The following is a 15,546-nucleotide window of genomic DNA, read 5'->3' as shown; positions in this document are numbered from 1 at the left end:
CCTCCGATCGGCGGCATTGCCCGCCGATCGGAGGGGTCCCTTTTAAAAATATTCGTTTTCCTACTTCGCCGCCGCGAGCTTCTCCCGCTTCTGCAAGTACTTGCATACGGTGCTCACGTAAGTCGCGTGCGACCAGGTGAGCGGCGCCACCGACAGCGGCGAGCCGTCGTGCGGGTGCAGCTGCTCCGGCAAGTTGCCGCCCGGCAGCGTATGCTTCGTGACCTTCTCGAGCGTCGCTTTCGGCGGTTCCAGATCCGCCAGCGTTTGGGCCGTCGCGATCTGGAAGTTGGCGACCCAAAGCGTGCAGATGATCCACGGGTTGCCAGGCACCTTCTCCACGTCGCCGCTCTGTTGGAAGTAGTAGTCGTTCGTATAGCGGGCGATGCCGCCCACTTCCGTCTGCACGGCGAGGCCTTGCGCGATCGCGCCCATCGTGCGGACGACCCGGTCGTCGTCGGCCGGCAGCACGCCGAATTCGAACAGGCCGAACAGGCTGCTTTCCAGCGTCATGTCCTTCACCCACTGGCCGTCCCGCTGCACGAGCCCCCGCGCGAACCGGCCGGCATCTTCGTCCCACAGGTGGGCGATCATCCCCGCCTTCATGCGCTCGGCCACGCTGCGGTAACGGTCGCTTCGCTCGTAATCGCCGAACAGGTCGGCGAAGTACGACGCCGCCATCAGACCGCCGTAGACGGACGCGGTCGTATACGTCCAAATGCCGTAGCGCTCCTCCCACAAATCATAGCTGGGCAGCGGAAGACCGAGCGTCGGCTCGATAAAATCGCACAGGAACGAGGCGGCCATGCGAACGAGCGTCGGATACAGCGCCTGGGGAAGCTCGATTTCCCCTTGGCGCTCGTAATCTTTCCACAGCGCATAAAGCACCAGCGCCGTCTCGTCCTCCTGAATCGGCAACCGGGGGCTGCCCTGCACGACGTAAGGATGCCAGCTGGAACCGACCGTTCCGTCCGGATTGTATTTGTGGTACAGATAGCCTTCCGGGGAAAGCGCCCGGTTGCAGAAATCGAAAAACGGGGCGATCGTCCCGTGATACCCGGCCAGCGACATCGCATCCGCGATCAGGGCGCCGTCGCGCGGCCACATGTAGCTGTAATGGTCGCGGTTGTACTGCAGAATGTCGGTATCGTTGGCCGCCAGAATCGCGCCCCGCTCGTCGATTTGCGTCCGTACGATCAGGAGGCTGTGCTTATACAGCTGAACGACGGAAGCGGGCAAATCCCCGAAATCCGCGTCGGCTTTGGCAAGCCAGTGATTCCAGTAAATGACGATGCGGCTGAGCAGCTTTTCCGGATGGCTTTCCTGAACGTATTGATCGAGCCGTTTCACCTCTTCCAAATCGCTGCCCACCGACATCCAGTAATAAAAGGTGCTTTCGCCGCCGGCCGCCAGTTCCGCCCGCAAGCTGATCGTGCTGTCGACCGACCCTTGCGCGATCGCATTGCCCATCAATTCGCCGTCCTCGGCGTCCCTCCACGTGCCCTCCGCCGAGTGAAATCGTTTGATGCCGGTCGTAAACTGATAAATGCCGCCGCCTTGCGACCGTCCGTTGAACATGAAATAGGACGATCTTTTGTAATGGAACACCGTCCGGTTCGCCGGGAAAAAAGCCGCCGTATCGCCGACTTCGCTGTCGTCGATCATCAGGTCCTGGTGGAAAAACACCCGGACGTCCTTCGGCTCTTCCGTCAAATTCCGCACGACGACCCGCTTCATGTAGATGCATTCGCGCTGGTGAATGCCGTCGTTGATATGTAGCTCGATCCCGAGTTCCTCGTTCCGGGCGGACACGTTCGTGACGAGGGAATTTTCGATGTAGCCCAGTTCGATCCGCCAGGACGGATCGTCGAGCCAGGAAAATTTGCCGCCGCACCAAATGCCGAACCGGCACGGATGGCCGCCGGTATGATTCAGCTGTCCGACGAACGGGAAATAAATATCCCGGATGAAGCAGCTTTTGTCCAGATTAACTAAAATTTTGCCGTTGCCGATGACAAGATGTCGAGCCATTAGGCATCCCCTTCCTTTATATCGCAAGCTCGCGGTACAGGCGCTCGTACGCTTTGGCGGACGTCTCCCAGCCGTAGTCCTGCTTCGTGCCGTTTTTGACGATTTTTTCCCAGACTGCATGATCCTTGTAAAAGGCAAGCGCCCGGCGGACGGTAAACAGCAAGTCGCCCGACGATGCCGGCCCGAAGCTGAATCCGTTGCCCGTATCGGCAAATTCGTTGTACGATTCGACGGTGTCGCGAAGTCCGCCCGTTTCCCGCACGATCGGCACGGTCAAATACCGGAGCGAAATAAGCTGGCTCAACCCGCACGGCTCGAATCGGGACGGCATGAGAAACATGTCGGCGGCCGCGTAAATCCGGCGGGCGAGCCCTTCGTTGAACCCGTACCAGACGAACAATTTGTCCCGATGCCGCTCCATCGCGCCGCGCAGCATGCCCTCGATCTGCGGATCCCCCGAGCCGAGCACGAACATCTGCACGTTCTCTTCCAGCAGTTCCGGCAGCGCTTCGCCGACCAGGTCGAAGCCTTTCTGGCTGACAAGTCGCGACACGATGCCGATCATCGGAACGTTCTCGTCCTCGGGAAGCCCGAATTCGCGCTGCAGGTCGATTTTGTTTTTGCGTTTTTTGGCGAGGGAATGACGGTACGGAACCGGAACGTTCGGATCGTTCATCGGATCGTAGCTCTCCGTGTCGATGCCGTTGACGATCCCCGTCAAATCGCCCGATCGCTGACGCAGGACGCCCTCCAGCTTTTCTCCGTATTCCTCCGTTTGAATTTCCTTCGCGTACGTCGGGCTGACCGTCGTCAGCTTGTCCGCGAAGCGGAGTCCCGCTTTCATGCAGCTGCCCGCTCCGTAAAATTCCAGGCCGTCCTCGCCGAACAGCTCGTCGCCGGCGGACAGCAAATCTTTGAGCCATTCGCGCGAGAACACGCCCTGATACTGCAGGTTATGAATCGTAAACACGGTCCTTATTTTGCGGATTGCGGGATCGTAGGCGTACCGGGTTCGCAGCAGCATCGGGAGCAGCCCCGTCTGCCAGTCGTGACAGTGCACGATCTCGGGCAGCGCGTCCGTCCGCAAAAGCGTTTCCGCCGCCGCCAGGCAAAAAAACGCGAACCGTTCCGCTTCCTGCTCGCCGTACCCGTACAAATAATGCCTTTTGAAATAATATTCGTTGTCGATCAGCAGGAACCGCACCCCGTCGGCGAACGTCTCCAGCACTCCGCAGTATTGCGAACGCCAACCGACTTGAACGCGGAACGTATCGAGCGTCCGGGCTTCCTTCGTATACTTCTCGGGAATGGCGCCGTACTTGGGCAGCACCACCGTCACGTTCACCCCCAGCTTCGCCAGCGCCTTCGGCAGCGCGCCGACGACGTCGGCGAGTCCCCCGGTTTTGACCATCGGCACCGCCTCCGAAGCCGCAAACCAGACGTTCATCGAACCCCTCCGTTTTTAAATGACGTTTCGCTTCACCGCCAGAAACGGCATGTCGGCCGAACCTTTAAGCTGCTGCTGCTTCCGAATTTCCACCTCTTTGTCCAAAATGCAATTTTCGATCGTGCCGTCCTCGCGGACGACGCCGTTTTGCATGACGATGCTGTTGCGGACGACCGCCCCCTTGCGCACCTTGACTCCCCGAAACAAAATGCTGTTGCGGACCTCGCCTTCGATTTCGCAGCCATTCGCGACGAGGGACTGTACGACTGTGGACCCGTCCCGGTAGCGGGTCGGGGGTTCGTCCTTTACCTTCGTGAATACGGGCCCCGGTTCGAAAAACAGCTCCCTCCACACCTTCTGGTCGAGCAGCTCCATATTGTGCCGGTAGTAGGCCGGGATGCTGTTCACGACGCCGAGGTAACCTTCGTGCATATACGCCTCGACCCGCAGCTCCCCGAGCCGGGACAAAACCGCATGGCGGACGAAATGGTCCTTGCCCTGGGCAAGCGACGTCTCGACCAGATCGACGAGAAGCTCCTTGCGAAGCACGTACATTTCCATCGATACGATATCGCTGGCGAGCCGGCCGAAATGATCCTGCATTTCCGCGATTCGGCCGTCCGGGTCGAGCCGCGCCTTGCGCGTCAGTCCGGTCGTCGCGTTCGGCCAGCGCTTGCAGACGACGGTGACGTCGGCGCCGCGTTCCCGATGCTGCTCGAGCACGAGCGAAAAATCGATGTTGCATACCATATGGCTGCGCGTGATGACGACGTAATCGTGCTCGCTGCGCCGGAAATAATCCCGGTGGCGCCAAAAATGGTACAGATCGCCTTTGCCGAAATCGGTCTGGTTTTCCATCGCCGGCGGAAGGACGAACAGCCCTTTTTGCTTGCGGTGCAAATCCCAGTTGCTGCCGGAGCCGAGATGGTCCATCAGCGAGCGGAATTTCGTATGGGCAAATACCGATACGTTGGAAATGCCCGAATTGACCATCGAGGAAAGCACGAAATCGATCAGCCGGTAGCGGCCGCCGAACGGCACGGTCGCCAGGCAGCGGCCTGCGGTCAGCGCCCCCATTTCCTCCGTTTCGTGAATCAGGTTGATGATGCCCATCAGCGGCAGCTTCACAGCGGATTCGCCTCCTCCAGCGGAATTTCCGGCACGATATGGTCATAGCTCGCGACGACGGCGATATGCTCGGAATCGACGCTTCCGACCCGGCAGCCGGAGCCTACGATCGCGTTCTCGCCGACGATGGCGCGAACGATTCGCGCGCCGGGCTCGATGACCGCGCCGGGCATAATGACCGAGTCTTCGATGAAGCTCCCCTTCCCCGCTTTCACTCCGTGAAACAAAACCGAGCGGTTGATCCTGCCTTCCACGACGCAGCCTTCGTTGATCAGCGAATTGGTTACCGACGCTTCGGGAGACAAATACTGCGCTGGCTGGTTGGGGCTTACCGAGTAAATCCGCCAGGAGCGATCGTTCAAATCCAGCGCGGGGGAACCCTCCAGCAAGTTCATATTCGCTTCCCACAAGCTCTCGATCGTGCCGACATCCTTCCAGTATCCGTCGAACCGGTACGAAAACAGCCTCGCCTCTTCCCCCAGCAGCTTGGGGATGATGTCTTTCCCGAAATCGTTGGAAGACATCTTGTCTTCGTCGTCCCGAAGCAGCGCATCGCGGAGAACCGGCCAGGAAAACATGTACACGCCCATGGATGCGAGATTGCTTTTCGGCTGTTTCGGTTTCTCTTCGAATTCAAGCACTTTGCCGTCCTCGTCGACGTTCAGAATGCCAAACCGGCTCGCGTCCGCCCACGGTACGGATATGACGGCGATCGTCGCGTCCGCGCGATTCGCCTTGTGGGCTTCGAGCAGGAGTTCGTAATTCATTTTGTAAATGTGGTCTCCGGAAATGATGAGCACGTATTCGGGATCGTACCGTTCGATAAAGCCGATGTTTTGAAAAATGGCGTTGGCCGTTCCTTTGTACCAGGAACCGCCTTTCTGGCGAACGTACGGCGGCAGCACGTGCATACCCCCGTCCCGCCGGTCGAGTCCCCACGGACTGCCGATGCCGAGGTGTCGATTCAGCACGAGCGGCTGGTATTGGGTGAGCACGCCGACCGTTTCGATGCCCGAATTGACGCAATTGCTGAGGGTAAAATCGATAATCCGGTACTTCCCTCCGAAGTGGACGGCCGGTTTGGCCAAATCCTTCGTCAGCACGCCCAGCCTTCGGCCTTCTCCTCCCGCGAGCAGCATGGCGATACATTCGTTGCGGCGCATATGAACGACTCCTCTCTCTAAACGAAGCTTCCGTGCTTCCGACGGGGTTTGTTACTCGACGGCGATCGGTTCCGGCTCCAACAGCAAAAACGACAGCGGAGGAACGGGAAGCTCCAGGCTGAACGATTGTCCGTGCATGGGCTTGCGCTCCGCCTTGCTTTGCCGCGGCAGCTTGCGGCCGAAGCCGCCGTAATCGGGGACGTCGCTGTTCAAAATGATTCGGTACACCGTCCCGTAGGGTACGCCTATGCGAAAAGCGGGGTAATTCATGCGGGAAAAATTGCATACGCAGACGAGATGCCGCCTCGCGTCGGCGCCGCGGCGAACGTATGTCAACATCGACTGCGGCGCATTGTCCGGGTCGATCCAGCGAAACCCGTCCGGATGGTGATCCGATTCCCACAAAACGGATTCCGAGCCGTACAGCGCGTTCAAATCGCGAACGAAGCGCCTCAGCCCGTCGTGAAGCGGGTATTTCAGCAGCATCCAGTCCAGTTCCCCGGCGTCCTTCCATTCGTCGAACTGGCCGAACTCGCCGCCCATGAACAGCAGCTTTTTGCCGGGGTGGGTCATCCAATAACCGTAATACAGACGCAAATTCGCGAACTTCTCTTCGTAGGTGCCGGGCATCTTGTTCAGCAAGGAGCGTTTTCCGTGCACGACCTCGTCATGCGACAGAGGGAGCACGAAATTTTCGGAGTAGGCGTACAAAAGCGAAAAGGTCAAAAGCGAGTGAACGGCGGGCCGGCGGTCGGGATCGGTTTGCATGTATTTCAGCGAATCGTTCATCCAGCCCATATTCCATTTGTAATTGAATCCGAGGCCGCCCATGTAGGTAGGAGAAGTAACGCCGGGCCAGGCGGAGGAATCTTCGGCGATCATCAACGCGTTCGGAAAGTACCGGAACACGGTTTCGTTCAATTTGCGCAAAAAGTCGAGCGCGTCCAGATGCTCGGTGCCGCCCCTGCGGTTATAGGCGCGCATTTCCTCGGGCTTGTCGAAGTGAAGATCGATCATGCTGGCCACGGCATCGACCCTGAGGCCGTCGATATGAAACACTTCAAGCCAATACAGCGCATTGGAAATAAGAAAGCTTTGCACTTCGGGCTTGCCGAAATCGAAGGCGAGCGTGCCCCACAGCGGCTTTTCCGCCACCCGCCAGTCTTCCGGCTCGAACTGGGGCGTTCCGTCGAAAAGCCGCAAGCCGTGATCGTCCTTGCAGAAGTGGCCGGGCACCCAGTCGAGCAGCACGCCGATGCCGCGAAGGTGACAGCGGTCGACAAGCCGCTTCAATCCGTCCGGCGGGCCGTAGCGGCTCGTCGGGGCGAAATAGCCCGTCGCCTGGTAGCCCCAGGATTGATCCAGCGGATGCTCGGCAAGCGGCAGAATTTCGATATGGGTATACCCCATCTCCAGCACGTAATCGACCAATTCGTCCGCAAGCTCGTCGTAGGTGCGAAATCGTTCGGGGGCGTCCGACCTCCAACTTCCGAGATGAACTTCGTAAATGAGCATCGGCTTGTCGTAGGGCGCCCGCGCGCGGCTTCCTTCCATCCAGGCCCGGTCCCTCCATTCGTACCCGTCAAGCCCGGCGACGACGGAAGCCGTCGAAGGGCGCGTCTCGCAGCGGAAGGCGAACGGGTCGGATTTAAGCCGCAATTGCCCGTCAGCGCCGACGATTTCGAACTTATACAGCATCCCTTCCTTCAGACCGGGGATGAAACCGTTCCACACTCCTGTCGTTCCCGCCGGCTGAAGCCGATGATTCGCCCCGTTCCATCCGTTGAACTCGCCCGCGACCCGGACTTCGCGCGCCCTTGGAGCCCAAACCGTAAAACGTACGCCGGAAGCTCCTTCGTATTCATCCATATGTGCGCCGAATGTCCGGTACGCATGAAATAATTGGCCGCGGTTGAACAAATACAAAATGTCGGAAGAAACCCGGGGAGAAAACATGGTCATGCCGGAGATCACCTCCTTCGTAGGGGAAAGGCATAGGCAAAAAGGAATGCGGAAGTTATTTTTCTGTCAATTTTCCTTACAATTCACACATATGTTACATTTATTATAAAGGAAATATCGCTAGTTTTCATCCGAATTTTCAAAAAAATTTTTCGTTTTTTCCATAAAAAAAGCTCCCGACGGGAGCTTCTCATTTCCGGCGGCAAAACCGGACGGATTTATTTGAAAAAGGCGACCTGCCCTTGCAGATCGGACGATTTGGCGCGCAGCGATTCGGACGACGCCGCGATTTCCTGCATGACCGCCGTCTGCTCCTGCGAAGCCGAGGACACTTCCCGGGCTCCGGAGCGAATGGCGTCCGCCACCTGCGCGACATTGCGCGCCTCTCCGAGCACGCCCTCGACCTGTTCGGTCTGGCTGGCCAGCCGGGCGGCGATCGCGTTGACGATTTCGCTTACCCGTTCCGCTTCCTTGGCGACCGATTCGAGCGAGTCGGCCGAAGCCTGCCCGCGTTTGAACCCTTGCTCGGCTACGATCGTCTGCTGCTGAATGTGCATGACCGCGTTTCCGACTTCCGTCTGAATTTGCGCGATCAGCTGGCGGATATCCTTGACCGCGCTGCCGCTCTGCTCGGCCAGCTTTTTGACCGCTTGCGCGACGACGACGAAGCCTTTTCCTTCCTCGCCCGCCCGCGCCGCTTCGATGGACGCGTTCAGCGCGAGCAGGTTGGTTTGCTCGGCGAAATCCCCGACGACGTTCGAAATCGAGCCGATTTTGTCGGCGTGCTCGTCCAGCCTTCTGACGACTTCAAGCGCTTCCCGATTCAATTCCGACAACTGCTGCATGCCGACCACCATCGACTGAAACACCTTTTCGCTCTCCTCGACCGAACGGTTCATGACCAGGGCGCGATCGCGGGCGTCCGAAGCCTGATCATTGATCTCGGCCGCCGTTTGCGAAAGCTCCTCGACGGAAGAACGCATCGTCTCGGCGGATTGATGCTGGCGCACCGTCCCGTCCGTGATCGTCTCCGCCTGTTGGGAAATCTGCTCGATTTGCAGCGCGGCTTCCCCTATCGCCGATTGCAAGTCCGCCACGTGCCGGTCCGTCGATTGCGAATTTTCCCGGATGCCGTTAATAATCGAAACGAGCTGCTTGAGCATGTCATCGAACGCCTGGCTCAGCATCGACAGCTCGTCGCGGGTCCGTCCGACCGCAACGTGCACGCGCAAATTCCCCTCGGCCGCTTCCCGGGCCGCCGCCGTCAGCGACAGCAGCGGCTTCAGCAGCCACTTGGAGAAAAAGAATCCGAACAGCCCGGTCCAGAACACCCCGACGATCAAGGTCAGAAAGACAAACAGCCCTTCGGGAAGAAAATCGAACCATTCCCTGAGCACAAGCAGAAAAAAGGCGCTTGTCATATACGTAATGCCGGATACGGTCGTAATGCCGATGACCATTTTTTTCACGATTCCGAAGCGAACCTTCATGACGTCTTTCCCCCGTTGAATTTTGTAGAATAATCCTAAAGAACTAGTTCCCAATCTGTACCTATATTCTCTTACTGCCCTATTATTCCTGTTGTCGAAATTGTGACATTTTTAACAGGAGCGAGGCAATAAGGAGCGCTTCCTTCTCCATCATACTTCGTCTCCGAATTTTGTCTGTGATGCATATCACACCGGGGCCAGCCGTCTCTCCCCAGGTTTTAGATAATCGACAAATTTCGACCTAAATCAACTTGTCCCCTCCCCTGTGGTCGAGCCTACTTTGCGAGTCGGACTTCTGGCGCAATGCGGGCGAAGCTTCGGTGGATTTTGTCCACGTTGCTCGTTGGATAAAATCCACTGTCGACCGTGGCATTCCCGTTTTTCGCTTCTTCGATTGGATAAATTCCAATATAGGCACGCGTGACGGAGGCATGTAAGCGGCATTGTAAAGCACCGTATTGCGGGTGATCCTCCAGGCCCAGGCCGTATCCGTACTGAACAAATACTTGAAGTTATCCAGTCCGGCCCATTCGCTTCCGAAAATTCCGAGGTCGTACCGGTAATTTTTGAAGGCGATGACGAGACCGACCATCGGCAAATAAGCGAAGATCAGCTTGTACAAAACGCCGGGAAGCGATAACAGCAGCAACTCCCGGTTGCTCTTCAAATGCTTAAGCTCTCTTCCGATGAACGATTTCGCTTTCTTTTCGGAAAGCGGCGGATCCGCTTCCGTTCCGATGCTTCGGCCGCTGTTGCCGCGCCAAGCATAAGATGCCTTTTTCATTTCGAATGCCCTTCCTTTCCCGCCTCGCTCTTTCCGGCTTGCACGACTAACGATAGCGCAACGGGCGCCGCAAGAGGTACTGTACATATGCAGGATTCCTGTATCCGGCGGTTGTACGTATCCCAGAATCCTGCAAGAGGCGCCGTTCGGGGCAAAAAAAGAGGCCGGCCGGCAAACCCGGCGGGCCTTCGTTACGTGTTGCGGTCTATAGCGAATTTCAAGCGGTATTCTTTCGGCGTCACGCCGTACCTGCGCTTGAACAGCCGATAGAAATAGCTTTCGTTGCCGAATCCGACCCTCTCCATGATTTCCGCGACCATCAGATCCTGCTGCTCCAGCAGAAGCCTCGCCTGGGCAAGACGGGTCGCGTTGATCCGGTCGACGACCGACTCCCCTTCCTGGGATTTGTACACTTGACCCAGGTAGACCGAATTCATTTTGAGCATATCGGCGATTTTTTGCACGTTCAGATCCGGGTCCGAGTAATGCTTTTCGATAATTTCCCGAATCGTATCGGAAAGCAGCTTGTTTTTATCTTCCTTTCCGCTTTGCATTTGCTCGAACACTTCGCGGATGACGGCCAGCAGCACCTCGCGCACCTCGTCCAGCGTTTCGGTGCCGATCAGCCTGCGGTTGATCGCGCGAAGATCGACGGATATCGGATGCAGATGATAATGGTTCATCTCCCCGAGCGTGTTGCTGAGCGTCACGCCCATATGAAGCAAGGCGGAAAACATATTTTCGAAGCTGAACGTTCCGATCAGCCGCTCCAGCGCTCGATCGCCTCCGACGTTCGCTCCCGGTCTCCGCTCTTCAAGCCGTCGACCAGCTGCTTCTCCAGCTCCTGCGGAATGCGGAATTGCTCGTTCCGCTCGTTGTCTTCGACCCTCTCCGGTTCGATAATCGATCCGTGACCCGCGATCATCCGGTAATCCGCCAGACGCAGCGCCTGTCCGTAGTGGGCGGTAATTTCGCGGTAATGACCGAACGGCCGGCTTAAAGCGACAGTGAACGAAATCCGGTAAAAGTTCCGGATCGTCCTCTGCAGTTCGCCGAACCGCTCCGCAAGGCCCGCGAGCCCGTTCTCCTCCCGGCTGCTGACGATAAACGCCAGATGGCCGTTTTTCATGTCCGCGTACTCGCAGCCGTTTTCGCGGCGCAGCAGTTCTTCTCCGATATTGGCTATGGCGAAGTGGAACAGCGACTCGGCGCCGGCTCCCGAAGCCGCCGACAGCTCCTCCCTGCGATCGAGCCGGACGACCGCGAGCCGCAGCACCCCCGACGGAACGATGTCGATTCCGTACTGCTCCCTGTTTTGCGAAAATTCGGCTTCGGGCACGGCATCGCTCCCGCCGAGCAGGCTGCGCAAATGATAAACCTTGGCGATGTTCCGCCTGGACGCTTGATCTCGCTCCATGCCCTTTAGCTTGTCGAGCATGTCGACGTAGTTGGCCGCGATAAGCGTCAACTCGTCCTTCGCCTGCGGAACCTCCCGCTGATCCTCGCGAATAAGGTTGAGAAGCTGTCCGACCGGCCGGTATAACCGCAGAGAGAAATAAAAGGACAGCAAAACGGCGAACAGCACGACGGACACCGTCACCCCGATCTCCGTCCATTTCAACTGCCGGACATGGCCGAGCACCGCATCGTAATCCCGCAGGCTGATGATTTGCCAGTTGTTCATCCCATTGCTTAAGTACGCGACCTTATATTTCTTGCCCTCGAACCGATACATAAAATCGCCGAGCGTGCCGGAGGAATTCTCGATCCGCGGCAGCAGCTCGTCCTTGAGCTGCAACTGCGCGGGCGGCATTCGGCCGTTCGAAATGAGGACGTTGCCTTCCCCGTCGGTCACGAAGAGCACGTCGTCCTCCCGCTCCGCCAGTTTGTTAAGCGCTTCCACATTGTCCACCATCCATCCGGGCTTCACGGTCAGCACGAGAACGCTGCCGTTAACGGAGCCCAGCGAAGGACCGTCGTACAGAAAAAAAGCGAAAACGTCGATGCCTTCGTTCCCGCCGGCCAAATCGAGCGGAATGAGCTGCAGCTTCGGCACGTCCGGGTGAGAGGCCATATAGTCGCTTAACGCGGAATACAGCTGGTTGTTGTCCATTTCGTGATTGAGCGAGGAGAAAAACCGGCTCTGCGCCGGATTATAAAACGCGACGGCATGCAGATAAGGCGATTCCGCGACGGTTCGATCCAGGCGGTCGATTTTCAGCAGGCTTTGGCGATAGTCCGAGCCGGCCTTCAACGCGATGAGTTCGTCGTCGTTGTAAAGCGAAACCGCCAAGTCCTTGACGATCCCGTTCATGTTTTCGATGTTGTAATGGATCTGTGAGCAGCTTGCGGTCGGCTTCGTTCTGCATCTCCACGATTTTGCCGCGGGCGTTGACGTTGAGCAGGTAAGACGTCACCGCGAGCGTTGCGACGATCAACATGAAGCCGAGCAGAATCCGCTGCAAAAATTTGCGCGTGCGGAGCAATCGGAACGCGTTCATGAGGCTTTCTCTCCCGGACTCTCGTGTGCCCTTACTATAATCGTTCTTTCCTTTTACTGTCAATGTCAGGAGCCGAAGTCATAACCACCGGCTTAGCCGGTGGCTTCCATCAGCCCTATAAGGGCATGTTACAAGCAAGCGCCTCTAAGGCGCTCTGAAGATCTGCCAACCGCGTGTTACCTCAGGCTAGCCCCTGGAAAGGGGCCTCTTTATACGCCCTTTTTCACCGACTCACCCGTAAACGGGTCGATCAGTTCCTTCATCGTGAGTTGTTCGTAGTTCTTGTCCTCTGTTCGTTGATTCCGAATGTATTCGGCGATAACCTTTTTGTTTCGTCCCACCGTATCGACGTAGTACCCTCTACACCAAAACTGTCGATTGCCGTAGCGGTACTTCATATTCGCAAATTTATCGAAGATCGTCAGTGAACTTTTTCCCTTTAAGTATTCCATAAACTCGGACACGCTTAGCTTCGGCGGAATACTCACGTGCATGTGGATGTGATCCGGACATGCTTCAGCTTCGAGAATTTCTACCCCTTTTCGCTCACATAACTCCCGGATGATTTTTCCGATTTCCCTTTTTAATTTCCCATAGATCACTTGCCGCCGATACTTCGGGGCAAATACGATATGATATTTACAGTTCCATTTCGTGTGTGCTAGACTGCTCTTGTCCATCCCTTGTCCTCCATTGATGTTTGGTAGCGGTTGGCAGACCGGCTCCCATATTATCATTGAAGGTCAAGGGATGACTACTCATAGCTATAAGCTTTCCTGAACCCCCAGTCGAACTGGGGGTTTTCTTATACAAAGAAAGGGCCGGACGAGAACGTTCGTCCGGCCGCGCAACGTCCGCGTCAATTTCGTCCGTAATAAAGCTTGCGGTTCGCGATATCGACGAGATAAAGAATATCGACGCCGTTCGCGTTCCGCTCGACGGCAAGCCGCTCGATCGGCTTGCCGGGAGCGATCGAAACCGCGCTCCAGCCGGTGCCGCCCGACTGAACCGCCATAAACGCGCGGTCCGTTCCGCTAGTCTTCGCGTAATAAACCCTTGCCTGCGAGCCGGTCCACGTAACGTCCAGCGCCGCTCTCGTTTCGGATTCGTCATAGACGGTTTGCAAATTCCAAGCCCCTCCGGCGCGCGTCGCAAGCTTGACCGAGAACGTGCCGCTGCCTTCCTCCCGGTACCTGTACGCAATGACCGGTTGATTCGAAGAGTCGACGGTCAGCTTGGCGCTCTGCACGCCAGGGCCTCCCGGATCGCTCCCGCTTTGCACGTAAGCTTCGCTTGCCGCCAGCGGTTGAACGATATCCGCCGCGGAAAGCGGTACGGGCACCGATACGGGGGTGCCGTCGGCCTTGGAAAACGTTCCGGTCGCCGGGCTGTACTTGAGATAAGACAGCTCATGGCGAAGGGCGCTTGCCGCAAAATGCGACCATTCGAACAGGAGGTGCAGATCGCCGTTCGAATCGAAAGCCAGATCGTCCGGGTACACGGAGCGGTTCAGCGTCGACGCGACGACCGCGATCTGGCTCCATTCGGACGCCGCATTGTCCCAACGGAAAAGCACGCCGTTGCGTTTGCCGGCCGGGTCCTGAGAGGCCCGGACAAGCAAGTAAAGGTCTCCGTTGGGAGCGGTCTTCACGATCGGATACGTAATCTTCATGTTCGGGTCGGGCATGTCGGCCGAATGGTTTTGCGGCGGACCCCCGACCGTATCCGAACGGAAATAACGCCACTCGTTGTCGTGCATCGAGGCGAACACGTGGAACCGGCCGTTGCCGTCCCTCGCGATCGAAGGCTGGTTATGGCCGTTGTCGTCGACGTATTCGGCGACGGCGGTTCCATTCATCACCGGAATATTCGACCAAGCGCCCGTCCCGTCCCTTCTCGCGATATAAACTTTGTGCGTGCCGGCCGCGCTCCCCGGCGCGTTATAGGCCATATAGGCGTACTCGAGTCCGGTTCCGTACGTCGCGAGCGGCGACCACCAGCCCGCCTGATTGCTGGAGTCCATCGCGTAAGGAACCTCGGTCAGCGCCGCGGCGGCGCTTCCGGTGCCGGCCGGCGTCAGCGAGGCCAGCAGGATTGCCGCCGCCCAAACTCTTAAAGCTCTCTTCCACTTCATGCCCAGTCGCCTCCTGCGAACGAATGACTTTCCATCAGTGCTTGCGTCTGCGAGATTTGCGTCTGCGAGATTTCCGCAGCCAGATTCGATAAAGCGGTTACATAAAAGCGGATTTCAATCGGCGCCGCAATCATCGTACCATGGCGAATCGGGCCCGGGCATGAACGATTTCTTGTTGTTCATAGAACGAAATCGTGCATGTTCGTGCCGGTTGGAGCCGCGATAGAACGATTTCTCGGCCGCTCTCCGCTCGCAAGCGCATTGTTCCGGCTCGGCACCGGAGCGGATTAGATTAAAGGCCATCTTTTCAAATGGCCCTTTCGGGGTCTGTCAATAATTCTGTGTAAACTCCTATATAGGAATCTCCCCCGAGGGGGAAATAGGCCCATCAAGGTAAGTGTTGCCCGATCCTGTCGGGAAAGAAGACGGAGAGTTGCAAAAGCATCTGCCCCCAGTTTTGGACACGGCCCGTCCATTTCCGTGTGACGTCCATGGTGACCAGGTAGAGCATTTTAATCAGCGGATACTTGGCACCCCACGTCTCTTCAAAGCGATCCAGCTCGACCAGCGCCATGTCCTCGGTAGCCTTTGTAGATCGGCTTTAGGTCTGCTGTGACCTTTTTCAGATCCTTGTAGGAAACGTACCGAGTAGAGTTGCGGATCTTGTGGATGATACATTTTTGAATCTCTGTCTGGGGATAGCAGGCGGAGATGGCTTGGGAGAAGCCGTTGAAGTTGTCGACACAGGTGATGAGAATATCCTGAACGCCGCGGTTCTTGAGGTCGTTTAGCACGCTCAGCCAGAACTTCGCCGACTCGTTCTCGCCGATCTACATGCCCAGCACATCCTTGTTGCCGTCCAGATCTTTGCCAATGACCATGTATATGACCATGTATGCAGCTTTGTTC

At 57.4% G+C, this 15,546-nt stretch carries 11 protein-coding genes and 1 pseudogene; all 12 read right to left on the bottom strand.

The features are described from left to right. Positions 1-60 precede the first annotated feature (60 nt). Positions 61-2,028 carry a glycoside hydrolase family 15 protein gene (locus B7E11_RS20495; protein ID WP_080838209.1) on the bottom strand — a complete coding sequence of 656 codons (1,968 nt, stop codon included), beginning with the start codon at positions 2,026-2,028 and terminating at the stop codon, positions 61-63. 16 nt (positions 2,029-2,044) lie between these two features. Continuing rightward, a complete protein-coding gene (glgA, locus tag B7E11_RS20490; protein WP_080838206.1) occupies positions 2,045-3,475 on the bottom strand; it encodes a glycogen synthase GlgA in 1,431 nt (476 codons plus the stop codon). 15 nt (positions 3,476-3,490) lie between these two features. Then, the gene (glgD, locus tag B7E11_RS20485) at positions 3,491-4,603 is read right to left on the bottom strand and encodes a glucose-1-phosphate adenylyltransferase subunit GlgD (RefSeq protein ID WP_176220837.1); all 1,113 of its coding nucleotides are present in this window, start codon (positions 4,601-4,603) and stop codon (positions 3,491-3,493) included. Further along, positions 4,600-5,766: a glucose-1-phosphate adenylyltransferase gene (locus B7E11_RS20480; protein WP_080838203.1), complete on the bottom strand. Its 1,167-nt coding sequence runs from the start codon at positions 5,764-5,766 to the stop codon at positions 4,600-4,602. The genes glgD and B7E11_RS20480 overlap by 4 nt, the downstream gene beginning before the upstream one ends. 51 nt (positions 5,767-5,817) lie before the next feature. Continuing rightward, positions 5,818-7,722: a 1,4-alpha-glucan branching protein GlgB gene (gene glgB / locus B7E11_RS20475; protein ID WP_139787361.1), complete on the bottom strand. Its 1,905-nt coding sequence runs from the start codon at positions 7,720-7,722 to the stop codon at positions 5,818-5,820. A gap of 224 nt (positions 7,723-7,946) precedes the next feature. Beyond that, positions 7,947-9,218 (bottom strand): methyl-accepting chemotaxis protein, encoded by a 1,272-nt coding sequence (locus B7E11_RS20470; RefSeq protein ID WP_080838199.1) that lies wholly within the window; start codon positions 9,216-9,218, stop codon positions 7,947-7,949. Between the two features lie 241 nt (positions 9,219-9,459). Then, a complete protein-coding gene (locus tag B7E11_RS20465; RefSeq protein WP_342744483.1) occupies positions 9,460-10,002 on the bottom strand; it encodes a hypothetical protein in 543 nt (180 codons plus the stop codon). A gap of 191 nt (positions 10,003-10,193) precedes the next feature. Next, entirely contained in the window at positions 10,194-10,739 is a 546-nt protein-coding gene (locus tag B7E11_RS30420; protein ID WP_245809781.1) for a helix-turn-helix transcriptional regulator, read from the bottom strand. A 23-nt stretch (positions 10,740-10,762) separates the two neighbouring features. Beyond that, positions 10,763-12,316 (bottom strand): sensor histidine kinase, encoded by a 1,554-nt coding sequence (locus B7E11_RS20460; RefSeq protein ID WP_245809780.1) that lies wholly within the window; start codon positions 12,314-12,316, stop codon positions 10,763-10,765. Positions 12,317-12,712: 396 nt separating this feature from the next. Further along, positions 12,713-13,183 carry an IS200/IS605 family transposase gene (gene tnpA, locus B7E11_RS20455; RefSeq protein WP_080838197.1) on the bottom strand — a complete coding sequence of 157 codons (471 nt, stop codon included), beginning with the start codon at positions 13,181-13,183 and terminating at the stop codon, positions 12,713-12,715. A 179-nt stretch (positions 13,184-13,362) separates the two neighbouring features. Further along, positions 13,363-14,637, bottom strand: a complete 1,275-nt coding sequence (locus tag B7E11_RS20450; RefSeq protein WP_080838194.1) for a BNR-4 repeat-containing protein — start codon at positions 14,635-14,637, stop codon at positions 13,363-13,365. Between the two features lie 388 nt (positions 14,638-15,025). Continuing rightward, positions 15,026-15,545: pseudogene (locus B7E11_RS20445) on the bottom strand (IS256 family transposase); the annotation flags it as partial. Position 15,546: the final 1 nt, after the last annotated feature.

Source organism: Cohnella massiliensis, assembly GCF_900169535.1.
GTDB lineage: Bacteria > Bacillota > Bacilli > Paenibacillales > Paenibacillaceae > Cohnella > Cohnella algarum.
The sequence above is the reverse complement of the archived record's forward strand: the minus strand, read 5'-3'. Positions and strand labels throughout refer to the sequence as shown.